The sequence below is a fragment of the Erwinia sp. V90_4 genome, assembly GCF_029967685.1.
GTDB lineage: Bacteria > Pseudomonadota > Gammaproteobacteria > Enterobacterales > Enterobacteriaceae > Erwinia > Erwinia aphidicola.
In genome coordinates, this window is record NZ_JASCAQ010000034.1 from 174,512 (window position 1) to 198,820 (window position 24,309).

Genomic DNA, 24,309 nt, shown 5'->3' on the forward strand with positions numbered 1-24,309 from the left:
GGTTTACGCGCCTCAAGGAGTAGCGGGCAGCGGCGCCGGTTGAGCATGGCTTGGGTTCAGCAGGTCATGCACGCTGCGCAGCAGCTGGCAGACCTCCTGCTCAGTCAGCGCGCCATCTTTTGCCCACTGGATATGCCCGTCTTTATCCAGCAGCAGAATCGTGGAGCTTGCTGGCTTAAGATGCCAGGTCTTTCGCCCCAGCCCCTGGCTGTCGATAATAAATTGTGCCCAGGGGTACTTTCTTTTATTTTTCTCGACTTTTCTGCCGACAAAAAAACCCGAGCCGGGAATTTCATCGTCGGTATTGACGATGGTTGTGGGTTGAAACTGTTTATCTGGAAATTGTGCGCGCTTAATCGCTTTAATCAGTAACGCATTTTTGTCCTTGGCGGAGGTGCGCCCAGCAATATACTGTAACACGCGTACTTTGCCCGCCAGCTGCGGACTCGACCAGGGGCCATAGCGGATATTATCTTTATCGAGCACCAGCTCGCCCCGCTCGCTTATGGTCAGCGGCGCCATCTGCTCACCGACAATAAAATTGTGTGCGCAGGCCATGAGTGGGCATAACAATAGCGATGTGAGTAGCAATCTGCTTAACGTCATCACGCTGCGCTTATCGCTAAAATCCGCGCACCGATCTTCACCATGGATAACGTTCAAGCCATAATGCCAGGCGCTGGCGAATATCGTCATCTAATCGTGCCGGTGAATCGTAGGCATTGCGCCCGGTCAGACTATCCCGCACCATCTCATCATGTCGGTCTCCCATTAGCCCATTTATAGCGGCTAAATAACGGGAAACCTGACGGAGGTGCAGGCTTTGCGGATTAAGGGTTCTGAGCGTGTCAAACCAGGAGACCTGCTGACTGATAATCTTACGTACCGTATGGAACTCCTTTCCGCTCAGCAGAGGTTTGCGAATAAATGCTCTCAATGCGTGCATCTCCCCCTGGCAATACGCAATAAAATCCTGCTCTGTGTCTAATTTTATCTGGCGCAACGAATGATTGACCATCTTCCACACCGGGGGGCTGAGATAAAATCGCAGAATGCGGGCGTAAAAAATAAGGTTCTTCTTATCATCATGGCGAAAGGCATCCTGTAATTTACCCAAAAAAACCGTCGTTTTACTGAACCACAGACTGGAGGCATGATGTTGACAATAAAGGCGCTGGGCAAAACGCAAATGCTTATAGCGCGCACGGATCAATTTATATTTTAAGCGCTCAGCTTCAGATAAGTGACCTTCATTCAGAAGCTTATTAATAAGGTCGAGTAGCTCCTCACGCGTAAAGCCCTCTTCCCAGTACTGCAGGCACAAGGCGTAATTATCCTGAATATTTTTCTGCGAGCCGTGTAAATCGATAACATCGGGCAGGCTGATATTTTCATCAACCAAATCATCCTCATCCACTGCCGCCAGCAGCTGCTGTAGCGTCTCCGGCGGAAATTTCCGCCACTCAATGTTACCGCTCATTAATGACTCTCTTTAGGCTTGGTGAAGGGTAATAAATGGCGATAGTGCCAGGCCCGCAGAGTAGGAATGAACGACAGCAGCACGTCTAAACACTGCCCTGCAAGATAGGCGTAAGCCGCACCTGACACGCCAAAAAAATGGGACAAAACAATTAACAACGCAATGTAACTGGCTGAAGAGAGCGTTTGTGCCACGAGGAAAACGCGTTGTTTACCCGCCATAAACAGCAGCGACTCCTGTGGAAAACCCAGCATAGAGACAACGATCGCGCCGAGCATGATCTCTATTAAGTGATAGGCCTGCAGATATTGCTCGCCAAAAACGGAGGAGATAACGGGTTTACCGACCACCATCACCAGCAGCGCCACCAACACGCCAATGCTGCCGGCTAAGCAGGCAGATTTCAGCCCCAGTAGCCAGGGCTGGCTGCTGCGCGGATCCAACCGCATCACTTCGGGGTAGAAGCTCTTTTCCATTAGCTTGGCCGGGGAGCCTGTCGCATCAAAAAAGGTCGTGGCAATTTTAAACAAGCCGGCCGCTGCCGGCCCTAACACTATCCCCACTAACACCGTACTGCAGGAGTTGCGCGCTGACCAAATTGAGTGGGCGAAGTTGGTGGTCCAGACAAAATTCCAGGCCCCTGCCAACCTGCTGGCAGGGGCAAATAAGCGAGGGCGCAGTGCGTGATGAATGTTTCTACGCCGCAGTTCGCGGGCGGCAAACCACCAGTAGAGCACTCCCCCGATCAGATTAGAGGCATACCAGGTGATAATGAAACCGGCGAAGCCCAAATCCCCCAGGTAAGAGATGATGCTGCCAGCAGCGCGCAATAGCGGCCTGACCGCCTGCTGGATCGCAATCAAATCAAAGCGGCCAACGGCGCGCAAAATTCCCGTGGGCGTCGATGCCGCCAGCGAAGGGATCATCGTGCAGTAAAGTATTGCCAGCCACAAGCTCTGCCTGTCAAGCCCTAGCGAGTGTGCCAGCAGCGGCAACAGCAGCATGCCAGCCACCACGGCAATGGCACCACTGGCGATATCAAGGGCAAAGGAGAAAGAGATAACATCGCGAAACTGCCGAATATTTTTATTATCTACCGCAGTTGCGCCATATTTAACCACCAGCTGCCAGGTCTGGAACTTAATAACATCGCTAATGCCTTTCGCATAGGCCTGAATAACCACCAGCACGCCAAACATCTGCGTCGACATACCTTTGCCCGCGCAGGAGAGTGCAACCAGCCCCAACAAAGCGCTCAGCGCATTACTGGAAGCCAGATAAGCCGCATTACGAAGAATGGTACGAAACACACCATCAGAGAACCAATGTTTCATGGAAATAGACCCACGTGCGAACCATATAGCCAGTTCAGGAAGTCACTCGCTGAGCGCCTTTTTAAGGTGAGTATGTTGAGCCACGGAAGAAACCAGCTTAAGCGCTTCGCTCAATACGCTGTTATAGGGCGCGCGGGAGTCAAGCACAAAAATCCGCGCATGATTGTAATTAATCTTTTGCATCACGGAGATTTTATCCCGTAGCTCTTCATAATCATGGTCTGGCTTGCGGGCAAGCGCCGTCTCGATATCAATATCCAGGCGAATAACCAGTTCAGGACGGTAGTTCGCCATTTTCTGGTATAAACGGCGTTCGCGCTCGGCAAGATATGTCATCCACCCACTGCTCACCCTTTCAATACCAATCCCTGGCCCATCATAGTAAAACCCTGAAACTTCCGCCTGCGGATAGCGATCGCTAATCACCAATACTCCACGCTTTGTCAGGCGCCGTACTTTGCGTAAATTCGCCATGCGGCGTAGTGAAAAAGCATACATAATCAGCGCGGCCCATAAGGGAGGTGCCTTGCTGCTCATACGTTGAGTTTCTGAGGATTTTTTTGCCAGCCGTCGCTCCAGCCAGACACCAATAATCGGCAGGCGCTTAATTTTGTCGCCATCCTCACCGGACAGCACACCTAAGTAGCGGCGTTCGCTCATCCCACGGGCTTGCATATTTTTGACTAAATCGGCCGTGAGCGTTGATTTACCGGTGCCGTCACACCCCACCACGGCAACTAACCCGGCGATATAGCTGGCAGAGGCGTCTTTATTGACGGGGGTTCTATTTATCGCCATGGGTTTCTCTCAAAGATCGTTAAAAGGCTGAATGCCGGGCGAAGCCAGAGACGCGTTTATCACGCGCAGTGATTTAGCTAAGATCTTGTCGGCGGCCTCAAGGCCATTTAAGTCGCAAATCGTCGCGCCGTTGAAAGTCAGATGCGGAATAACCGCGCTCTTCTCGCGCAGTGAAGAGAGCGCGTGGTCGGGCTTGCGCGCATGCGCGGTCCCGGCATCCACATTCAAACGGATCAGCAGCAAAGGGGGATAGGAGGCCATCCACTGATAGATCTTTTTCTCGCGCTTTCTCAGTGCGCTTACCCACCAACTTCCGCCTGCTGTTTTGTCCAGCTGCGGACCGTCAAAACGAAACCCCGCCACTTCAGCCTGGGGATAGCGATCGGTAACCAGTAAACAGCCATTTTTACAGCGTGAAAGCATGCGCAGAAATTTATAAGCCCGCCAGCAGGAGAGTAAAAAAATCACCAATGCCGTTACTGCATCCGGTGGCTGAGCACGGCGATGGTGAACCTGGCTGGCTTTTTTTTGCAGATAATAGCCAAATGATGCGCCAATAATAGGAATTCGACTAATCCACTCGCTAATACGCCCGGAGGATTGCCCAAGATATAATAATTCTGTGGGTTCCTGTAACGAGAGATGACTCACCAGGCTTGCGGCTAGCGTTGATTTTCCTGCACCATCACAGCCAGTAATGGCAATAACCCTTACAGGAGCATGACGGCTAAAATGAGGCGCCTGACGATTCACATAAAAACCAATATCCAAAAAATTTGCCCAATGCTAATAGATCTTTTCACCTATCGATTTGCGTATAAGTGCGGTAGCAGAACTATTTATTTTTATCGCTATTTACACCGCGCTCGCTTGAAGCGAATGCAATTAGAGCGTATTTTTTCCAGGTGCAATTTAAGGAAGAAAGTTATGCAATCCAAAATGCCCCCGCTTATCGCGGTTATTGGCAGTGATGGTTCAGGGAAGTCCACCGTGTGCGAACATCTGATTAAGCATTTAAATAAATACGGGCCATCGGTCAGAGTTCATCTCGGTAAGCAGGCCGGTAATGTGGAGCGTGCCGTGATTAAACTTCCCCTGCTGGGGAAAATGCTGGCCACAACCATCCGTCGTAATAAAGTCAAAACCGCCAAAGTGCTGCCAGGAACATTGCCAGCGGCAGTGATAATGTTTTTTGTGCTGAGGCGACTATGGCGCTTCAGGCATATGCTGGCCTGTCGCCGCCGCGGATTGATCGTGGTCACCGACCGTTTTCCGCAGGTACAGTTGCCAAACACCTATGACACCACTGTTTTCCCCGCCGCTGCCTCGGGCAGCTGCGCTGTTAACTGGCTGGCCCGGCAGGAACGCCGCGCATTTCACTGGATGGCGCAGCAAAAACCGGATCTGGTGATTAAACTCCATGTTGACCTCGAGGTGGCCTGCGCCCGCAAGCCCGACCATCAGCCTGAATCGCTCGCGAAGAAAATTGCTGCCACGCCGCTGCTCACATTTGAAGGGGCACAGATTGTCGATATTGATGCGAATCAGCCGCTAAAAAAGGTGCTTGAAGCGGCAGTAAAAGCCGTCGCAGATTTTATGACAGCTCGCTCAATAGCCCTGGCCTGTGAACACCCGTCGGATAAACATTCGAGCACCTGAACCCTGTTGCGAACAAGCCTGGCCAGCAGCTAAGAAGAATCCCAGCCTGCGGCTAAAACCCACAGTAAGCAGAGTCAAATGCGTATAATGCCAGCCAGGAATCGTTCTCTAACAGCGGGTGGATCTTTTCATGTCAACACGATTATTTACTGTTTCTGCGGCAATCCTTGGTGGATGTGCCCTGTTTACCCCTTTGCTCACCTTCGCCGCTGATGACATTGCGCCAGCACCGATTGTAATTCAGGGAGCAATGCCCATTGAAGCCGAGCATTTTGCGGCCAGGCTCGACAACGCCAGGCTACAGCAAATCGGCGAGTGGCGTTTCTGGAAAGGCACCGTTGAGGGTTACCCGGTTATCGTTTCCGAAACCCTGAAAGGCATGTCGAATGCTGCTGCTGCCACCGCACTGGCGGCCGTGGAGTTCAAACCCGTCGCGATTATCAATCAGGGTACTGCAGGCGGCCACGACCCGGCGCTCAACGTCTACGATATTGTGGTCGGCAAATACTCGGTCAACCTGGGCGCGTTCAAAACCCCAGCCCAGGCAGCAGGCCAGGGCAGCCATGCCCTTGACTGGAAGCCAATGGATTTGCTGGCGTCAAAAGGCAGCGCGGGCGAGGATAAGAACGCGCACAGCATCCGTCAGTTTGCCGCCGACCCGCTGCTGCTGAAAGCCGCAGAACAGGCAATGCCAAAGTATAAAAACGGGAAAGTTGTCGAAGGCGTTATCGGCTCTGCCGACGTCTGGAACAGTGAACTAGACCGCATTCGCTTCTTCCATGAGCATTACCAGACGTCAGTTGAAGAGATGGAAACGGCCTCCGCCGCGCAGATCGCCTCCCTGTTCAATATTCCGTTTATCGGCATCCGGGTGCTGTCAAATAACATCACCAATAATGGCAAATACGATGCGAAAACCGGCCTGGTCTGCCAGGACTATGTTTACGAGGTGTTGAAAGCCTGGATCAAAGATAGTCACGCCCAGCAGTAACCCTTTACCACCACCAGTCGGGGACCAGCCCGCCTGGTGATGGTGGCCACGAGCGAAATCTTAATTAATAATCAGAGTTAATCAGCACTCTTTCGCCAAATGCACCGTTCCGCGGCAGCGGCAGGTTGGAGGAGTTCAACGCTCTGAGCACCCGGATCCCTTCTGCCCCAGCGGCGCGGGCATCGGTAATGTCGCTATCCGCATCACCGTAATAAATTTGAATATGGTGGCTGCGAATATCATTCACCTTCGCGCCTTTGCCTGGCGCGGTGAAAATCACCGGGTTCATCTTATCGGCTGCAATCCCAAAGTCTTTGGCAATCTGCGAGCTGATCGTTTCATGGCCGCTCTTCGGCTTGGGTCGCCCGGTGATAAACCAGATACGATCGCCGCGCTCAAGATGCAGTTTTATTAACGCTTGCGCAGATTTTTTTGGCACCGAAAACGCATCCCACCCGTTGCTCACCTGCTCCCAAAACTCATCATTTTTGAGAAAGTCATTGCTGCCGGGAGAAAACATCTGCTGGCCGTGATAGAAGGCAGGTGTTGAGTAGAACACCGTATCATCAATATCAAAGCCAACATCAATCGGCGCTTTACCCTGCAGCCCTTCGGCGATCTGAGCGGTGGTGATCCAATGAATCGCATACTGCTGATTAAGCTGTTGTAGCGTGGCTCCCGCCTCACTCACCTCTGGCACCTCTGCAGCGCTCCAGGCCGGGGCAGTTGAGAAGAGTGAAGCCAGCAGCAGCAAGGCCGGTTTATGACGTAAAAACAGGGACATCTCTCATCCTTATTGTGGCGTTAGAACAGGTTAAAAGCGTAGTCGATTTGGAAATCAATCGAATGATTTATCGCGCGTTTAGGTTTCCCTTCTGCGCTGAGAATCGGGCGATTTTTTTGATTCTGATAATTCCAAGATGGCCCACCAGAGAGTTGGAAACTGAGTTTTTTCATCGACGACGGCTGCCATTTTGAGAAGAGAATAGTTTCGCCGCGCCGGATAGCATGATCCCGATACTTAATGCCCCAGCCGAAGGCGCTCTGCAGCCCCAGCTTGATTTCCGGCGTCACGAGATATTCAGTCGTCCAGGCCACCATTTTCTCATTGTTGACGACATAGTCATTGCCCCAGGCATCGGCCATCGAAGAGAACCGCCCACGGCTGTTTTTCGCCATATGGCGCTCAAAATAGCCAAGGCGATCGCTGGATTTCGCTTTGGTATAAGAAGCGCCAATCTTATGTTTCCAGCTTTTCTCGCGCCACTCAACATAGACGGACGGATGCCAGGCATCATTGTTGAACGGCCGATAATCTGCACTCATCGCTTTCCAGTTTTTCAACGCATGATTGTAATACAGCATACCTAATACATTGACCTGATTGCCGGACAGCGCCGCAGGATGCCAGCCCAGTTCAAGCCCATGGCGTTGCAGGTACTGCTGGCTTTCGCCAAAGAAGTAGAGCGCACTGTACCCCGGCTGTTTGTACAGCAGCTCGCCGGTTGAGAGGTGGCCGATCTCTGTTTTGCGGTCCGCCGTGGTGAAGTGGATCTGCTGCGGTGCGCCTCTGTCGCTATAGCGCGTCAGCCAGGCGCCGCGCAGTACCCACGGCCCCGCGCCGCTGTCCATGCGCCAGCCCTGATAGGTGCTGGGAATAGTGCGACTGGAGTTAGTTATCGCCCCCCACTGATGGACGATTTGCCAGCCGGAATAGAGTTTTAAATAGCTGTCGTCGCCTTCCAGCTTCGCTTTAGCCAATAGCTGGCCCAACTTATGGAACCCGCTGGCGTGGCCGTTATGGTTATACAGCACACTGCGCCCGGCGAAGTCATCGCTGGCCGCCAGTTTATACACCTGATAATAAGAGGCATCAAGCCCGATAATATCGGCGAAATAGCCGGAGTTGTAGTCCAGCGATATTCCCTGCCCCCAGGCTGTCTGCACCGAGCTATCTCCAGAATCTGAAGTATTCAGATTCTTAAATTGATTCCTGAAGGAGATTTCCGCGTGACTGTCGGTGATAAAACGACTTAATGAGTCAGTTAACTGCAAGGAGGAAGTTTCGAAGGCGCAGAGTGGCAGCGGCGCCAGCGTGAATAGCGCAGCAGAAAACAGGAACGTAGGTTTACCGGATAGCGTCAATAACATGTGTGAAATCCTTTTCTTATTGATTAATGGCTGAACTCCTGTCAGCGGGCGGCACAATAATATCAAAACGTTCCGCAGGTAAAGTGATAAACCTCACAATTAACCATTATTACTGGAAAAATTCAGCACCATTAAACAACTATTAAAGCTATTATTATCGTTTGTCGTTACTTATTACGGCATGCTTGTGATATTTCTGGCGTAATAAATTGCGGGCGTACCGAAATAAAAGGTCCCTCCATTCGTTGTAGAGGTCGACCACTGAGGGATCCCCAGAAATGACTTCCATCGCTAAACGTCCGCTAACCGGTCTGAGCTCAGCCTGAGCACGCCGGAACGGCAAAAGACGCTCCCTGCGGGTTTTAAACCGCGACGCTGAGGCTTTGGGTGCAAGGAGGGAGGGCTGATTGCAGCAGGCCCACGGCCAGGGATGGCCGTGAGCCAGGCTACAGGGATGTATTCATGCCGGTGCGGTAAGCAGCCCTCCCTCCTGAAACCGGGCACCTGTCATCCCGCAACCATATTCAAATCAATTTTTATGGAGATTCCTCAGGGATCGACCCTCTGTACCGGTCGACCCGTCAGCGTCAGTGCAGGGTCGGAAACAGGGAGACCACATTGCTGCCGTCAGCCGCGGAAAATCGGGCGTTATAGCGCAGGCGGAAGTCATGCATCTCCTGCGCATCGGGTTCAATCTCACGCAAAAAATTCAGCGCCAGCCGCACATGTTCGGCGCCGATCTCGGTTGGCAGGTAGGCTTTGCGCAACACGCCGCGCCAGAAGGCGATGCTCTCGTCCGACTCATCGACAATAAACACCTGGTAGATAAACAGCACGCTGGCGGCATTGGCGAGGTGGCTCTCATTTTCCACCGTCAGATAGTCAACGAACTCCTCGCCTGCGCTTTTCCCCATCAGGCTAATCAGCGACTCGACGTACACCGGGTCGAGATTGAGCCGCCGGGTTAACGCCTTCGCCGCACGGCGCGGGCGCGAATTCAGCACGCGAAAACCAATAATAAACACCACTACCAAAGTTAAAAGCATCAGCCAGATCATGCACTATCCTGTTGAAAATGAAATCAGCCGCGCAGGGCGGAAGGCGTCATGCCGTATACGCTTTTAAAGCGATTGCTGAAATGACTTGAGGAGTTAAAGCCGCAGCGCAGCGCGATTTCGGTCAGCGGCAGCGCGCTGTGGCGCACCAGCTGTTCGGCCTGCGCCATACGCCGCTGCATCACATACTGGTGCGGGGCCAGCCGGGTCGACTGTTTAAACATGCGCGCAAAGTGAAACTCGCTCAGATCCGCGACCGCCGCCAGCTCCCCCAGCGTCAGCCCATTGCTCAGATTGGCATCAATAAACGCCAGCACGTTACGCAGCACAATGGGTGCCAGCCCGCCACGCACCGTTGGCAGCTGCCACTGTACTTCGCTGTAGTGCTGTAACAGGTGGGTCATCAGCAGCGTTGAGGCGGAGCTGAGCGTAAGCTGGTTGGCGTTCTGCCGCCAGTCGCTGCTCAGCAGGAAGTGGCGATAGAGCTGGGTAATGCGCTCATCCTGCTGGAACACTTTTTCATCCAGCGCGATGCTGGCCGGGCTGCGGTCCCAGATCTGCAGCGCCAGATTTTTCAGGTGCTGGTCGGTGCAGTAAAGGTGGACAAAAGAGAACTCGCCACGAATATCCCACGTTGACTCGCTGTCCTGCGGCATCAGGCAGAAGCGATCCGGCGCGCCGCCGTTCTGCCAGCCGGAGCGGGTCTTATGCCAGGTGTCAAAACCCGCCTCAACGTACAGGCTCAGCGTATGGTGGTCGCTCTTTTGCGTCACGCAGTCGAAATCATTGCGCCAGGCCGCCAGCTGGATCCCGGAGCCAAGCTGCACGTGGCCCTGCAGGCGCGCACGATGCTGACTGAGATTTTCAAAGGCCTGATAGACGTTTTTCATGGCAACCGATCGCAAATTGACAGGCGTTCAGTTTAAGGAGCCTGACCGCCGGATACCAGATGTTAGCGATTCGCCGGCAAAAAAAAGCGCAAGATTTTGCAAGTCACCACAGCCTGCTGCAAGTCAGCGGTGGGCAATCGGGCCACACTACGCGTAAATCCCAGGATATTGAGGTAGCCATGAACGCGTTATTGTATTTTTTAGTGGTGGTGATTTGGGGAACAACCTGGATTGCGATAGTGATGCAGCAGGGGGTGGTGTCAATCACCGTGTCCATTTTCTGGCGCTTTCTGCTGGCCGCCGCGGCAATGATGCTGGTGCTGGGCGTGCTGGGCCGCCTGCGCAAACTCTCCCTGCGCGACCACGCATTCTGCCTGCTTCAGGGCTGCTGTGTGTTTGGCTTCAACTTTGTCTGCTTCTATCACGCCGCCTCTTATATCAGCAGCGGGCTGGAGTCGGTGATTTTCTCCATGGCGGTGCTGTATAACGCCGTTAACAGCTGGCTCTTTTTCCGCCAGCGCCCGCACCCTAACCTGCTGCCCGCCGCCTTACTCGGCATTATCGGCATCGTCGCGCTGTTCTGGAACGATCTGGTCAGCACGCAAATGGCACCGCAGCTGCTGCTCGGGGTCGGCCTGAGCGCGCTGGGGACCTTCGGTTTTTCGCTCGGCAATATGATCAGCACCCGCCACCAGCGGCGCGGGCTGGAGACGCTCTCGACCAATAGTTACGCGATGTTTTACGGCGCCATGGTGATGGCGGGCATCAGCCTGTTTCACGGCGACCGCTTTATGCCGGAGCTGTCGGCGCGCTACCTCGGCTCGCTGTTTTATCTGGCGATATTTGGCTCCGTGATCGCCTTCGGTGCCTATTTTACTCTGGTGGGGCGCATCGGGGCCAGCCAGGCTGCCTACAGCACGCTGCTGTTCCCGCTGGTCGCCCTGACCCTCTCAACGCTGTATGAGGGCTACGTCTGGCACCTGAATGCAGCGATCGGGCTGGTGTTGATTCTGCTGGGTAACCTGGTGATGTTTGCCAGGCCGGGGCTGTGGCGATTTGCTCAGCGCCCCGCCTCTTCCTGACAACATCATGGTTAGTATGAGAAATATAATAATCACCGCTGAAATGAATATTGGGATAAATTAGACAGTGCTGTTAACCATTATTGTTGAAAAATTTTATTAATCGTTTCACATTATTAATAGCATAATCCTTGCCCGGTTAGCCGGGCGACAAATATCGGCACAGCACCTATACTTCCTTTGGTAGTAAATATATTTAACCAACGAAGTGGAGGTCTTTTTGACTATTTCTGATGAAGATGAACTGCACCACGTCATGATCGGCGAAGCCGCAATGAACCTAATCTTCAGCAGGGAAGAAGTGAGTACCGGTTCGCTCATCAACCAGCTACAGCACATGGCGCGACTGGAGGAAGATGATGACAGACTACTCAAGATTTGGGCGGCGCGGAAATGGCTGTTGCAACACAAACAGGGCAGCACTGACGCCTATAAAAAGCCGCACTGGCTAACCTCCGGGACGGAGCATGCAGACCCCGGCAACCGCGAGGCTGATATCCGCCTGCATCGTTTTTCCGATAGTGAAAATACGGAATCCTAACCGGCTGACCCGCCGGACACTTTCAACCTTAACGTCAGGGATGACGTTAACAGAAAACATCGGGCACGCCTCAACTAGTGAAAGCTCTCCAGCAGATAGCGGAACGCCTGCTGATAGATATCTTTGAGGCGTGATTCTGAGGCTTGCTCGCTGTGAGCGTGCAAGGTCAGCAGGACACTCTTCTTGTCCAGCGCTTTACCGCTGGCGATTAACTCGGATACTGCGCGTCCTATTACTGCATAAATTTCCGCTGGATAGTGGTGATCTTTGCCGTGCACGTGTACCCCTTGTGTGACTGGATGTACAGACAGTATAGCATTTGCCAGAACCGCTGCGCTTTCAGCACCACCACTCCGTAGTACACGCCGTACCACACGCGGATTTATGACTCTGTTTTCGGAGTCATCCGGGTTATGGCGAATCAACGCGCCACAAAAAAAATTAAAATAATTAAACCTTGCTAATGAAGACCAGCCATGTTTTTATAGCGTCATCGGTTTGGAATACAGACCTTATGAAGCAGTTTTAGTAAAGCAGTCCTCAGTTCAAGTGTTATCCATAGATATCCTTTCTCATGAGCCTCCTCCTAAGTGCCCAATAAGTAAAACTCTGAAAACAGGCCTTCTGCCACACTGTGTGGCTCAAAATTAAGGAAATATTTATGTCTAATAAAATGACTGGTTTAGTAAAATGGTTCAACGCTGATAAAGGCTTCGGCTTTATTTCTCCAGAAGACGGCAGCAAAGATGTGTTCGTACACTTCTCTGCAATCCAGGGTACTGATTACAAAACCCTCGATGAAGGCCAGAAAGTTGAATTCACCATCGAGAATGGTGCTAAAGGTCCATCAGCCGCTAACGTAGTCGGTCTGTAAGCCTTTCATTATTACCGGCTCACAATCGCGATGACGGCAACAGCCTGAGCAGATGAGTTGGAAATATGAGAAACGGGGAGTGCCTTGCGGCACTCCCCGTTTTCGTTTACGCGCCCCGCCCTCACTAATTCTCTGTTTACTCTGCCTTATTTTTTCCAAGACCCGGCTTGTATTCTTAATCCTCTCCCGCCGTCACAATGCCCGCAGATAAAGAGTGCTGCGGCGTAGCCATACCACTGCCGCTAAATCTTTGTCCTCACTGCGGGTATTCGCCCCACTTTTACTGATGTCGCGAATATTCACGCAAACACTCGCGTCGTTAGGGATTTGCCTGGCAATACTGGCATGACTATCAGAACGACCTTCTCTCTGCCTGGAAAAAAAGGATTAACAATATGATAAATAAAAAATTGATCGTTGCTGCTGTGCTGGCCGGTTCTGCTTTCGCTTCAGTGGCTCAGGCGGCTGACGGCACTATTAACTTTACCGGTACGATTATCGATACCGCTTGTACGGTAACCCCGGCAACCGCAAACCAGACCGTGGCGCTGGGGACCGTGAATAAATCGGCCTTTGGCGCAGCAGGCAGCAGCGCCAGTCCAACCAAATTTAGCGTAGTGCTGACCTCTTGCCCTGCAACGGCCACCACTGCAAGCATAAAATTTGATGGCCCAACCAATGCTGCCAACAGCAACCTGCTGGCCATTACCCCATCAGCGGGTACAGAAGCGCAGAATGTTGGGGTAGGTATTTACGAGCAGGATGCCTCAACGCTGATCCCAGTGGCGAGCGCCTCTGCCAGCAAGACGTTATCAACCACTACAGACACCACCTTCAACTTCGTCGCCAAATACGTTGCGACCGCTACGGGCGTGACTGCTGGCCCGGCGAACGCCGTTAGCGACTTCACTGTTTCGTATAACTAATTTGCACGCGAGTATTGAAGGATGTTGCTAAGCTCATGCAACCGGGCAGGGAAGCCGTTATTGAACCTGGCGACGTCATGACGTCGCCATCAAGCAGCAGTTGCTAAAAATTCTTAAGGGGGATGTCATGTTCAGCAAGTTGAAAACTTTTTGTGTAGCCGCTGCAATTCTCAGCACCGCGCAGTTTGCCTCAGCCGGAGTCATCGTAGGCGGAACGCGTGTGATCTACAACGCAGCCCAAAAAGAGACCTCAATTGCCGTGCGTAACCCGGAGAAAGCCACGCCCTATTTGATGCAGTCCTGGGTTGAGAACGCCTCCCCCACTGACACTAGCAAGGTACCGTTTATTATTACCCCGCCGCTATTCCGCCTCGATGCCGGGCAGGAAAATACCCTGCGCATCGTGCGCACTGGCGGGCAACTGCCTGAAGATCGCGAGTCGCTCTACTGGCTGAATATTAAATCGATCCCGGCCAGTTCAAAAGCCGATACGAACCAGTTACAGATCTCGGTCAAAACCCGCATTAAGCTGATTTATCGCCCTGCATCATTAGTCGCTAACGCACCGGATGCCTATAAAAAGTTAACTTTTTCCCGCCGGGGAAATCAGCTGCAGGTCACCAACCCCACGGCCTATCAAATCGCTTTTTACCGCGTGAAAGTCGGCGGCGTAGAGATCAAAGAGCCTGGCAGCATTACGCCATTTGGCACACTGAGCCTCCCCCTGCCTGCCGGTGCTTCCGGACAGGTCAGCTGGCAGACCATTAATGATTTCGGAGGTATTACTCCGGCGGAAAGCAAAGCCCTGTAATCACCACCGCTACACCCGTTAAACCTGCCCACTGCTTTTTTCAACCGCCATCATTTTATGACAGCGGGAGGGATCCCCTTGCTGTCATTCCTGAAGGGAACGCTTTGCCATGAACAAAAAATATTACAAAACTCATGCGGCCGCCATTACCCGGCCCGGCACCGCGCGTGAGGCCTTTATGCCATCACTGCTGGCGCTGGCTATTGCCGTATGTTCTGGCGCCGTTCAGGCTGATGACTATTTCAACCCAGCGGCGCTGGAGCTGACCCCGGAACAGGCCGGACTTGATCTAAGCAAGTTCTCAACTAATGGCGGCCAGATGCCGGGCAGCTACCTGGTGGATATTTACCTCAACGATAATAAGATCGAGACCCGTAAGGTAAAATTTGATGACCTTAACGGTAAACTGCAGCCCGAGCTGACCCCAGACCAGCTACGATCAATGGGGATTAAGCTGGAAGCTTTCCCTGCGCTGCAGCTGATGGCTGCGGATAAGCCGATAATCGGACTAAGCCAGTATATTCCCGACGCTGACAGCCAGTTCGATTTCAGCCGCCAGCGCCTGAATCTGAGTGTTCCTCAGGCTGCGCTGACTAGCGAAGCACGCGGCTATATCGCCTCCTCACAATGGGACCAGGGGTTGCCAGCCGCCCTGGTCAACTATAATTTCAGCGGTTCCAACACCCGCCGCGACGGGCGTCCCGGCAGCGACGACAATTATTATCTTAACCTGCGCACCGGCCTGAACTTCGGCGCGTGGCGTTTGCGCAACTATTCTACCTGGAGCGACGGCGGCGGTCAGCGCCAGTGGCAGAACGTCAATACCTATCTGCAGCGTGATGTCCAGGCGATGAAAGGCCAGATGACGCTGGGGGACAGCGCTTCGCCAGGGGAAATATTTGACAGCGTGCAGTTTCGCGGCGCGCAGATCGCCTCCGATGACAATATGTTCCCGGATAGCCTGAAAGGGTTTGCCCCGGTGGTGCGCGGCATAGCCCAGAGCAATGCCCAGGTAACGGTGCGCCAGAACGGCTACATTATTTATCAGACCTATGTCCCCCCTGGCCCCTTTGCAATCACTGACCTCTACCCGACTGCCTCCAGCGGCGATCTCGACGTGACCATCACCGAGGCTGACGGCAGTGAACGTCACTCGGTGCAGCCTTTCTCGGCGGTACCGGTGATGCTGCGTGAAGGGCGCCTGAAGTACGCCGCCACGGCCGGTGAGTATCGCTCCGTCATTCCAGATGCGCTGAAGCCTGGCTTTGCCCAGGGCACGCTGATTTACGGCCTGCCGGCCAATACGACTGTTTACGGCGGCCTGCTGGTTTCCGACCGCTATAGTGCACAGGTGGTTGGTCTGGGTCATGGCTTTGGCGATCTCGGTTCCCTCTCTGTGGACGTCACCCAGGCTAAAACCGAACTGCGCGACGGCAGCAACCACAGCGGCCAGTCATTCCGATTTCAGTACGCCAAAGATATTGAAGTCACTAAAACGACCTTTACCCTGGCAGGCTATCGTTACTCCACCAGCGGTTTTTATGACTTCAAAGAAGCTAACGAGCTGGGGACCACTTCCCTCGATGACTGGCGCCAGAGATATAACAAGCGCAGCAAGGCGCAGGTCAACATCAATCAGTCGCTGGCACAGTACGGCAACTTTTACCTGTCCGCCTGGCAACAGGATTACTGGCGTGAGTCTGGATATGAACGCAATCTCGGTGCGGGATACAACCTGAGTTACAACAGCATCACCTGGGGCGTGAGCTATACCTATAGCCAGTCGCCGGGCAATAACGCTAACGACCAGCAATTTGCTATTAATATCCAGGTGCCGCTGAGTAAGTGGCTGCCGAACAGCTGGGCAAGTTACAATATGAATACCACCAAGCGCGGCAGCACCACCCACCAGGTTGGGTTGAGCGGCACTACGCTGGCCGATAACAATCTGAACTATAACCTGCAGCAGAGCTATAGCAATCAGGGCGAAGGGGCCAGCGGCAATGTCAACGCCAACTATAAAGGGACGTATGGCGAAATGCAGGGCGGCTATAACTATGCCAAAGACTCTGAACAGCTCAACTACGGCCTGCAGGGTGGCATTGTGCTGCATCCTTACGGCGTAACGTTTTCACAGCAGCAGGGGGAAACCCTGGCGCTGGTACGCGCGCCGGGAGCCAGCGGCGTCAAAATTGAGAATAACACTGGGGTGCGCACCGACTGGCGCGGTTATGCCGTAGTGCCGTACGTCAGCACCTATCGTCAGAACCGCGTGGCGCTGGAAACTGAAAGCCTTGCGGAGAATGTCGACCTTGACGGCAATGTCCAGACCGTGGTCCCTACCCAGGGTGCCGTGGTGCTGGCCGATTTTAAGACCCGCGTCGGGCGCCGGGTGTTGATGACCCTCAGCTATCAGGGCCGCCCAGTGCCATTTGGCGCGACTGCGGCGCTGCGCCAAAATAATGACAACTCAGCCAACAGCAGTATTGTCGGCAGCGATGGTCAGCTCTATATGAGCGGGGTGCCGGATAAAGGCCAGCTGCGGGTCAAATGGGGCAATGCGGCTAATCAGCATTGTCAGGTTAACTTTGCACTACCTGACCAGGGTGCCACTACCATAACCGCAGCGGACTTTGTCTGCCGCTAAGCGAACAGGATGCACACCATGAGAATGAATAAACGAACGCGTTGTTTTTCGGCGGCATTAGGTATGATGTTCCTGCTGCCTGGCGCGGCGATGGCGGCTTGTACCTTAAAGTCAGGACCTGGCACTGGCACTATCAGTTTTGGTCGGGTTGTCGTTCAGCGCGATACGCCTGTGGGGACGATTTTGGCAACACAGTCTATTGTGTCTGGAGGAGCAACCTGGACCTGTGATGCTCGTTGGACTTATACAGGCAATCTCACACTGTTCTCAACGCTAAGCCCCTATGGTAACAGCGTATATTCAACCAATATTCCAGGTGTCGGTATGCGTATACATTTCGGGGCAGGGTTTAACAGTTATTTTCCGATCGGTTCCGTGTCTGGACCCGCTTCCTCATTTCAAGGTGGGACGATTGCTGCAGACCTGATTAAAACCTCTGCTGCTGCCGTAGGCAGCGGTAATCTCACCAATGGCGCGCTTGTTACATTTAAAATTGATGCCACGACGGTATATACATTGAATCTGTCCGGCACCAATACCATCGTCCCGGTTGCCTGCTCCGTTTCCAGCAGCGCCATTAATGTGCCAATGGGCAATGTGGCACGCAATCTCTTTACACATGTAGGGTATGCAGGCACCCCCGTTCCCTTCTTTATACCATTGCGATGTGATGCGGGTACCAGTGTGAAGCTGACAGTCGATGCTGTCGCCGACAGTTCAGCAGCACCAGGGGTGATCGCGCTGACTTCAGCAGGTTCAGCGGGCGTGGCGAGTGGTGTTGGGATTCAATTAACCTATAGCGGCGCACCGGTCACATTTGGCAGCCAGATGCCGATTCTGACGTCCCCTGGTGGCGTATTTAATATTCCACTGATTGCGCGCTATTACCAAACTTTACCCGCGGTGCAAGCCGGCACCGCCAACGCCCAGGCCACCTTCACCATGACCTACAACTAAATCCTTACTGTGTCTTGATAAGCTGTTGTTATCATCCTGTGTACGCTGAATGCCTGGCGTACACTTTTTTTTGCCATAAAAAAACGACGCGCAGAATCTTCTGCACATCGTTATTTGAGATAAAATTCTTGCTTATTTAAACAGATCGTCACGGTATTTAAATAACTCGAGGTCAGACCCTATCCCCAACTTTTTCATTCCCGTCTGCTTATGACCGCTAATGGTTTTTCGGCTGCGCTTCAGCTTGTCAGCAATATCAACAATTGCCATGCCGTCGAGGAAGCAGCGAATGACTTCTGCCTCGCGTGGGGTCAGCAGCTTGCTAAGTTTCGCCAGGTCGTTGTCCTGCGGCTGTGCCGTAAAGGCCATTTCCAGCAGTGCGTTGTCGCGTTTGCGAGTGGGCACCTGCGATAGCTCAACCGCAATATTCTCTGGCATATAGCGCTGCCCTGCCGCAACCCTGCGTACCGCATCAAAGTAGAACTGCGTCTCTTCGCGTTTGGTGATATAGCCTTTGATACCCAGCATAAATGCCGCGCGGATCACCGCCAGGCTCTCCATTGATGAAGAGAGCAGAATTTTCAGCTCTGGGTGGTGAGCCTGAATCTGTTTGATTAGCGACAGGCCATCCATCTCATCGCTGTTAAGGATATAGTCCAGCATCAGCACATCGGCATGATTATCACGCAGCCATGCCAGCAGTTCATGGCTGTAACCAAAGGTTGCCGCCATCATAATATCTTTCTCTTTGGCCGCAGCAACTTCAAAGGAGAAACGGATCATCGGATGATCGTCCAGCAGTACCACGGTAATTTTTTTATCGTTCAACAGGCTCATTAAGCAGACCTCTACAATGAGGGGGGCGTATTAGCCCCCCTAAAATTAATCTTATTATTTCTGGCCCTGGAGCCAGTGAAGCAGTTCCCCGGCGCTGGCATAACCGCGGAAAATCGCACTATAACCGTCAAAGCGATTGGTAATTTCCGCCACGCGATTGTTGTAGTAATCCGATTCTGAAGTTAGCACATCTAACAGCGTTCGTTTACCCAGGTGATACCACTGGTCGAAGAAGTCATGGCGAATGCGGTCAGATTCGGTGGTCAGGTTGCGGTACAGGTCCGCGCGCTGTAGCATCGAATGGGCATCCTGATCCGCCGCGCGCACGCGCTGCTGAAGATCGTCCAGCTGGTTCTCTGCCTGCTCGCGCTGCGCATAGGCACGCTGCACGGCTGCCTGCTCAGCGGCCTTGCCTGAACCGCCACGGAATACGCCCCAACTGACGTTGATACCGGTCTGCCAGGCTTCTTCACGCCCGTTATACTCATCGCGACCGGTGCTCTTACTGACTACCCAGTTGACCTGCGGCAGATTGGATGATTTCAGCGCTTTCGCTTCGTCGAACGACGCCTCAGCCTGCTCACGCGCCTGTGTCAGCGTCGGGTGATCGTTTACCTGCGCCATCAGTGCATTCAACGCGGCCGGGTTCAGATCCCACCGTTTTCCCGGTGGCAGTGCAACCTGGGCATCGCCCAGCAGGCGGGTGAGCAGAATCTCGCTATCACGCGCTTTCGCCACGGCGTTATCCAGCGCCGACTGCGCCTGTAACATGCGCCCGGTCGCCTGGGTCAGCTCGCTGCGACGTCCCGGGTCCTGAGCGACGATGCCACTCAGCATCGTCACCAGCTCATTCATCCGCGCCACATACTGCTCGCTCATCTCGATAATCAGGCGCTGTTTCGCCAGCTCAACCAGTCCGCCGCTCACCTGCCAGGCGAGGTCTTCACGCTGCGCATCGAGCTGTGAATCTGCCGCTTTCACCGCATGCTGCTTGCTGTCGATGGTGTGCGAGGTCTGACCAAAGTCATACAGATTGGTAGCAATATTAAGACCAATTGCCGGCGTGGTATTGGCATTACGGTTTCCCTTACCAAACTGCCAGCGGCGCGAGTCGGTGCTGATATCCACCTGCGGCAGGCGCGCGCCTTTGGCAGCCTTAACCTCTTCACGCGCGGCCTCGCTGGCAAACTGTGCGCTGCGCAGCTGTGGGCTGCGCTGTACCGCAATGGCTACCGCGTGGTAGAACGCGGCGCGGATATCGCGCTCAGCCGGAAGATGACGCTCGCCAGCGGCGACCGTTTTAGCCGGCGCGCTGTTGAACGTATTTGGCGCAACGGCCGCGTTGGCCGACGTCATCATCGGCATATTCAGGGCAGCCGCTACCAGTACCGCGCTAATACGCAGCGTCATTAAACAGATTTTCATTATTTAAATTTCCGTTATTATCTTTCGCGGAAGGCTTCACGCGCTTTGAATATTGGCTTGAGCAAATATTCGAGAATTGTTTTTTCACCGGTGCGGATTTCAACACTGGCAACCATGCCCGGAATTATTGGCAATTGTTTATTACCGACATTCAGGGTGCTGCTGTCAGTTAATACCATCACGCGGTAGTAGGTATCGTCCGGTCGACCGGCTGCGGATTTCACATCATCTTTAATCGTGTCCGGACTGATTAATTCCACTTTGCCTTTCAGGCCGCCGTAAATGGCGTAATCATAGGCAGTAATTTTTACCGTTGCCGCCAGTCCCGGGTGGAGAAAGGCCACGTCAGAGGGGCGAATTTTCGCTTCCACTAACAGCTGATCTTCTGACGGTACAATCTCCATAATATGTTCACCAGGCTGAATTACGCCGCCAATGGTGTTGACGCTGATATTTTTCACCGTGCCGTTAACCGGCGCGGAAAGGGTGGTACGGTCCATTACGTCAGCACGCCCAATCAGGTTTTCCGAAGTCTGCGATAGCTCCAGCTCCAGCTTGTTCAGCTCGGTGTTGGCTTCCGCCTGATAGCGGTTGCGGCGCTCAACAATCTGCGACTGCAGGTCGTTGGCCTGGCGCTGCATGCGTAACATCTCCACTTCAGAGAGCAGCCCACGCGCCGCCAGCGGCTGGGACATATGAATCTCACGCATCGACAGGTCATAGCTGCGCTGCAGCGCGCCGACTGCATCATTCAGCGCGCTTTTTCGCGCGTTGTAAGCTTTAGTTTCCTGCTCGACCACCGCACTGTCTTTCATCACCTGTTCGTCAAAGACCAGCGGCTGGCCATAAGCTTCGGCGCGCAGGCGGGCAATAGTTCCTTTCAGACCGACCACTTTGTTCAGGGCTTCACGGTAGCTGGCCTGGGCGCGGGTCGGATCAATTTTCAGCAGCACTTCGCCCTGCTTCACCACCTGCCCTTCGCGCACGTCCATTGAAGCCAGGATGCCGCCTTCCAGGCTTTGGATTACCTGCTCATGGCTGCGCGAGACGATTTTGGCCTCACCTTTGGTGATCTCCTCGACTTTGGCAAAGTGTGCCCAGGTAAGAAAACCGGTAATAACCGCGATAAAAATCAGCAGCACCAGATAGGAGCCGGGCGTTCTCTGGCTCAGTAACGAGGAGTGAATATCATTCATAAAAGCCGCATCGCTGGCGCTGATTGCCTGCTTGCGGCGCAGGGATAACTTAGCCATTATGCGCTTTCCTCGGTTTCTGCCTGTGCCACTGCGGCGCTATTTGCTGCCGGTGTCGCCGTGCTCACTTTGTTAGTGCTGGTCGCGCTTACCGGCGCTTCGCCACGCAGTTTTGCCAGCACGTTCTCTTTCGGTCCATCCATCGCCACTCTGCCGTTATCGATAACAATAATGCGATCGACCAGGGTCAGCAGTGACGGACGATGGGTGACCACCACCAGAGTCTGCCCTTCGCTGGCCGCATGCAGATGGCGTAAAAATTGCTGTTCTGTCTGGGCATCCATCGCGCTGGTCGGCTCGTCCAGCAGCAGCATCTGTGGACGGGTCAGCAGGGTTCTGGCCAGTGCCACCAGCTGACGCTGGCCGCCGGACAGATTACCGCCGTGTTCCCCCACCGGCAGGTGGATACCCTGCGGGTGGCGGGCGGCGATCTGGTCCAGCCCGGTCAGTTTCAGCACGCGCATCAACTCACTGGCTGAGGCATCGGGCACGCCAAGCATCACGTTTTCACGCAGCGAGCCGTAGAACAGGCGCGCATCCTGACTGACATAGCCCACGGTGTGGCGCCAGTCGGCCGGGTCAATCTGATTCACGTCGAGACCGGCGGCAAACATCTGCCCTTCCGTTGGCATATACAGACGGGCCATGATGCGCAGCAGCGTGGATTTGCCGCTGCCAATCGCGCCGAGAATCGCCACGCGCTCGCCGGCTTGAATATCGAGGCTGATGTTGTGCAGCACTTTCGGACTTGGGCGCATCGGCGGTGCCGGGTAGCTGAACTGCACCTCCTTCAGGGTTAAGCCGCCTTTAAGATCCGGGTCCGCCACATATTCCTGCTCTTCGTCGCGATCGACCGGCATGTTCATCAGTTTGCTCAGTGACGTCAGGGCAGCTTTTGCCTGCTGGTAACGTGTTGCCAGGCCAATCACCTGCCCCAGCGGAGCCGTTGCGCGGCCCGCCAGCATGACCGTACCTATCAGGGCACCCATGGTGAGTGTGCCGGCATCAATCAGGTACACGCCAATCACAATCAGTAACACGGTCTGGAACTGCTGCAGAAACGTTACCACCCCAGTCGCCAGCGAAGAGAAACGCTTGGATTTCGCTGCGCTGCCTGCCTGCAGGGCGCTGAAGTTCTGCCAGCGGCGCTGCATATAGGCCTGACCATTAACGGCCTTCAGGGTTTCCATACCTTCCACCGACTCAATCAGCACCCCTTGCTTCAGTGACGATTCCTGCAGATTGGCCTTCATGATTTTTGCCAGCGGCCACTGAATGATCACGCAGACAATAAGAATCAGCGGCAGCATCAACATCGGAACCCAGCCCAGCGGACCGCCGATGGTGAAGATCACCCCCATAAACAGCAGGATAAACGGCAGGTCAGCCAGTGCCGCCAGGGTAGCGGATGAGACAAACTCACGTACCGATTCAAACTCGCGCAGCTGGTTAGCAAAGGTGCCCGAGGATTGCGGTTTATGCTCCATCCGTACCGAAAGCGCCTGACGAAAAAGGATACTGCCGACAATCAAATCTGCTTTTTTGCCGGCGGTATCCAGCAGATAAGCACGCACATAGCGGGTTACGGCTTCAAACAGCATCGCCACGGTTACGCCAATCGCCAGCGACCACAGGGTGGTAAATGCCTGGTTCGGGATAACGCGGTCGTACACATTCATGGTGAAGAAGATGCTAGCCAGGGCCAGCACGTTAATTAATACCGAGGCCACAGCCCCGCTGCGGTAATAGCGTCGATAGCGCCACAGGGTGCTGAACAGCCAGTGTTTCTGATTTTCCGGTAACCCTTCTACTACGCGGCGGTCTACTTTCGCCTTTGGCTTAGTCATAATGGCGTAGCCGCTGAACCACGCTTCAATCTCCTCGTGTTCAATTTCCACCGGCTCTTTGCTGACTTCCGGCAAAATAACCTTGTAGAACCAGGTCAGCTTATTTTCCGCGTTTTTCTTTTTTACCCGGTCTAGCAAAATGCAGCCGCCGGAAGATTTGCGCACCAGAATAATTGGCGTCACTTCCAGCGGTAATTCCCACAGCTGCCGCTCGACCAGGCCTGAGGTGAAACCGTTATTTTCGAGTGCGTCCAGCGCCTGCGACGGCGACAGGAAAACGTCTTTGGCTAACCCTGCTACCAGCGCTTCCTGACTGCGCCCCATTCCATAGTGCTGGCAAATCCAGGCCACGCTTTGCAGCAGAGTATCGTCGATGCGCATTGTTACCTGCGCAAGCTGCTGCAATTCATCCTGCTGCAGATTGTGGGATTCATTCGCGTTCATCTCAATCTCTTGTTAATTAAAAGTCAGTTGTGGTGATACCAGAGCGTGAAGAGAGTGAGCAAAGCGTTGCCACTGACTTCGCCCCCTCGAGAAGTGAACAGAGAATATTAAATAGCAGGACTTTTCTGAATAGCGGATTACTTACCCGGACGTAGGAAAAGGATTACCTTTAAACGCGACTCACTGGCAGAAAATTATCCCCCTCGAGCCGACACGCCTTCTTCTTTATTTACTTTTCATCAGAACACATTTTTACGGACAAAATCTTCTCATCCAAGACATGGCCTGGTTCTTTTCTAAACCATTC

Annotated in this window: 23 protein-coding genes; 9 read left to right on the forward strand and 14 right to left on the reverse strand. The window is 53.7% G+C overall.

The window, feature by feature from the left end:
* Positions 1–12: 12 nt before the first annotated feature.
* The 5 genes from QLG07_RS04410 to QLG07_RS04430 are packed head-to-tail and all read right to left on the reverse strand — an operon-like array spanning position 13 to position 4,365.
* A complete protein-coding gene (locus tag QLG07_RS04410; protein ID WP_282468600.1) occupies positions 13–606 on the reverse strand; it encodes a YtfJ family protein in 594 nt (197 codons plus the stop codon).
* 37 nt (positions 607–643) lie between these two features.
* Complete coding sequence (locus QLG07_RS04415; protein ID WP_282468601.1) at positions 644–1,468, reverse strand: hypothetical protein; 825 nt, start codon at positions 1,466–1,468, stop codon at positions 644–646.
* A gap of 11 nt (positions 1,469–1,479) precedes the next feature.
* The gene (locus tag QLG07_RS04420; RefSeq protein WP_282468574.1) at positions 1,480–2,814 is read right to left on the reverse strand and encodes a lipopolysaccharide biosynthesis protein; all 1,335 of its coding nucleotides are present in this window, start codon (positions 2,812–2,814) and stop codon (positions 1,480–1,482) included.
* Positions 2,815–2,856: 42 nt separating this feature from the next.
* Entirely contained in the window at positions 2,857–3,612 is a 756-nt protein-coding gene (locus tag QLG07_RS04425; protein ID WP_282468575.1) for a hypothetical protein, read from the reverse strand.
* Between the two features lie 9 nt (positions 3,613–3,621).
* Positions 3,622–4,365 (reverse strand): hypothetical protein, encoded by a 744-nt coding sequence (locus QLG07_RS04430; protein ID WP_048918542.1) that lies wholly within the window; start codon positions 4,363–4,365, stop codon positions 3,622–3,624.
* Between the two features lie 174 nt (positions 4,366–4,539).
* Here QLG07_RS04430 and QLG07_RS04435 point away from each other — a divergent pair, with 174 nt between their 5' ends.
* Together QLG07_RS04435 and QLG07_RS04440 are read left to right on the forward strand one after the other, a co-directional pair.
* Complete coding sequence (locus QLG07_RS04435) at positions 4,540–5,271, forward strand: dTMP kinase (RefSeq protein ID WP_282468576.1); 732 nt, start codon at positions 4,540–4,542, stop codon at positions 5,269–5,271.
* A gap of 130 nt (positions 5,272–5,401) precedes the next feature.
* On the forward strand, positions 5,402–6,262 hold the full coding sequence (locus QLG07_RS04440) for a 5'-methylthioadenosine/S-adenosylhomocysteine nucleosidase (protein WP_187497724.1): 861 nt from the start codon (positions 5,402–5,404) through the stop codon (positions 6,260–6,262).
* Positions 6,263–6,326: 64 nt separating this feature from the next.
* Here the strand turns inward: QLG07_RS04440 and aphA are convergent, their stop codons facing one another.
* The 4 genes from aphA to QLG07_RS04460 form a co-directional block, all read right to left on the reverse strand.
* Positions 6,327–7,046 (reverse strand): acid phosphatase AphA, encoded by a 720-nt coding sequence (gene aphA, locus QLG07_RS04445; protein ID WP_099754425.1) that lies wholly within the window; start codon positions 7,044–7,046, stop codon positions 6,327–6,329.
* A gap of 20 nt (positions 7,047–7,066) precedes the next feature.
* On the reverse strand, positions 7,067–8,413 hold the full coding sequence (locus tag QLG07_RS04450; RefSeq protein ID WP_282468577.1) for an OprD family outer membrane porin: 1,347 nt from the start codon (positions 8,411–8,413) through the stop codon (positions 7,067–7,069).
* A 587-nt stretch (positions 8,414–9,000) separates the two neighbouring features.
* Positions 9,001–9,471, reverse strand: coding sequence for a DUF1198 family protein (locus QLG07_RS04455; RefSeq protein WP_282468578.1), 471 nt, complete (start codon positions 9,469–9,471; stop codon positions 9,001–9,003).
* 23 nt (positions 9,472–9,494) lie between these two features.
* Positions 9,495–10,358 (reverse strand): helix-turn-helix domain-containing protein, encoded by an 864-nt coding sequence (locus tag QLG07_RS04460; RefSeq protein WP_187497868.1) that lies wholly within the window; start codon positions 10,356–10,358, stop codon positions 9,495–9,497.
* A 179-nt stretch (positions 10,359–10,537) separates the two neighbouring features.
* On the opposite strand from QLG07_RS04460, the gene QLG07_RS04465 reads away from it, so the two are divergent.
* Together QLG07_RS04465 and QLG07_RS04470 are read left to right on the forward strand one after the other, a co-directional pair.
* Complete coding sequence (locus tag QLG07_RS04465) at positions 10,538–11,440, forward strand: EamA family transporter (protein WP_282468579.1); 903 nt, start codon at positions 10,538–10,540, stop codon at positions 11,438–11,440.
* A gap of 220 nt (positions 11,441–11,660) precedes the next feature.
* Positions 11,661–11,981, forward strand: a complete 321-nt coding sequence (locus QLG07_RS04470; protein ID WP_282468580.1) for a hypothetical protein — start codon at positions 11,661–11,663, stop codon at positions 11,979–11,981.
* Positions 11,982–12,055: 74 nt separating this feature from the next.
* On the opposite strand, the gene QLG07_RS04475 is transcribed toward QLG07_RS04470, so the two are convergent.
* The gene (locus QLG07_RS04475) at positions 12,056–12,259 is read right to left on the reverse strand and encodes a hypothetical protein (RefSeq protein WP_048917284.1); all 204 of its coding nucleotides are present in this window, start codon (positions 12,257–12,259) and stop codon (positions 12,056–12,058) included.
* A 383-nt stretch (positions 12,260–12,642) separates the two neighbouring features.
* On the opposite strand from QLG07_RS04475, the gene cspA reads away from it, so the two are divergent.
* The 5 genes from cspA to QLG07_RS04500 all read left to right on the forward strand — a co-directional run bounded on the left by cspA (position 12,643) and on the right by QLG07_RS04500 (position 18,196).
* Entirely contained in the window at positions 12,643–12,855 is a 213-nt protein-coding gene (cspA, locus tag QLG07_RS04480) for an RNA chaperone/antiterminator CspA (RefSeq protein ID WP_048917283.1), read from the forward strand.
* A 395-nt stretch (positions 12,856–13,250) separates the two neighbouring features.
* Complete coding sequence (locus QLG07_RS04485) at positions 13,251–13,781, forward strand: fimbrial protein (protein WP_348994605.1); 531 nt, start codon at positions 13,251–13,253, stop codon at positions 13,779–13,781.
* 127 nt (positions 13,782–13,908) lie between these two features.
* Positions 13,909–14,592, forward strand: coding sequence for a molecular chaperone (locus tag QLG07_RS04490; protein ID WP_282468581.1), 684 nt, complete (start codon positions 13,909–13,911; stop codon positions 14,590–14,592).
* Between the two features lie 109 nt (positions 14,593–14,701).
* Positions 14,702–17,239, forward strand: coding sequence for a fimbria/pilus outer membrane usher protein (locus QLG07_RS04495; RefSeq protein ID WP_282468582.1), 2,538 nt, complete (start codon positions 14,702–14,704; stop codon positions 17,237–17,239).
* Between the two features lie 18 nt (positions 17,240–17,257).
* Positions 17,258–18,196 carry a fimbrial protein gene (locus QLG07_RS04500; RefSeq protein WP_282468583.1) on the forward strand — a complete coding sequence of 313 codons (939 nt, stop codon included), beginning with the start codon at positions 17,258–17,260 and terminating at the stop codon, positions 18,194–18,196.
* Between the two features lie 132 nt (positions 18,197–18,328).
* Here the strand turns inward: QLG07_RS04500 and QLG07_RS04505 are convergent, their stop codons facing one another.
* Genes QLG07_RS04505 through QLG07_RS04520 form a run of 4 tightly spaced genes read right to left on the reverse strand, consistent with a single transcriptional unit; the run spans position 18,329 to position 24,002 of the window.
* Positions 18,329–19,033, reverse strand: a complete 705-nt coding sequence (locus QLG07_RS04505; RefSeq protein WP_282468584.1) for a response regulator transcription factor — start codon at positions 19,031–19,033, stop codon at positions 18,329–18,331.
* 54 nt (positions 19,034–19,087) lie between these two features.
* Positions 19,088–20,458 carry a TolC family protein gene (locus QLG07_RS04510; RefSeq protein ID WP_282468585.1) on the reverse strand — a complete coding sequence of 457 codons (1,371 nt, stop codon included), beginning with the start codon at positions 20,456–20,458 and terminating at the stop codon, positions 19,088–19,090.
* 17 nt (positions 20,459–20,475) lie between these two features.
* A complete protein-coding gene (locus tag QLG07_RS04515; protein WP_282468586.1) occupies positions 20,476–21,711 on the reverse strand; it encodes an HlyD family type I secretion periplasmic adaptor subunit in 1,236 nt (411 codons plus the stop codon).
* Complete coding sequence (locus QLG07_RS04520; protein ID WP_282468587.1) at positions 21,711–24,002, reverse strand: type I secretion system permease/ATPase; 2,292 nt, start codon at positions 24,000–24,002, stop codon at positions 21,711–21,713. The genes QLG07_RS04515 and QLG07_RS04520 overlap by 1 nt, the downstream gene beginning before the upstream one ends.
* Positions 24,003–24,309: the final 307 nt, after the last annotated feature.